Source organism: Streptomyces sp. SID13726, from assembly GCF_010548375.1.
Classification (GTDB): domain Bacteria; phylum Actinomycetota; class Actinomycetes; order Streptomycetales; family Streptomycetaceae; genus Streptomyces.
Map to the genome: position 1 here is coordinate 1 of NZ_JAAGLY010000779.1, position 396 is coordinate 396.

General features: G+C 74.7%; 1 protein-coding gene. It reads left to right on the forward strand.

The window, feature by feature from the left end; genetic code table 11:
- Positions 1–396, forward strand: a 396-nt coding sequence (locus G3I78_RS50265; RefSeq protein ID WP_164437361.1) for an ATP-binding protein, incomplete at both ends; no start/stop codon positions are given.

The following is a 396-nucleotide window of genomic DNA, read 5'->3' on the forward strand; positions in this document are numbered from 1 at the left end:
CTCGCATCCGACGGCGACGACCGGGGGAGCGCGGCCCGGCAGTGGCGGCTGCTGCGTGCCCGTGCGGCCGAGGGACCGCTCCTGCTCGCGGTCGACGACGTCCACCTCGCCGATGCCGCGTCACGCAGCTGGCTGCGGGAAGCGGTCCGCCGCATCGACCGATTACCGGTGCTGATCGTGGTGAGCGAACGCAGTCAGTACGACATCGATGCCCGGCCCCCCGGCCTCGCCCAGTCCCTGCCTCCGTCGCTCGTCCGGACCCACACGATCGAGCCGCTCGGCGACACGGCCGCCACCGAGCTCGTCCGGGCCGCCTTCCCGGCAGCCGGACCCCACTGGACGGCCGAGTGCGTACGGGCGGGCGCCGGCAGCCCGATGCTGCTCCACGCCCTGCTC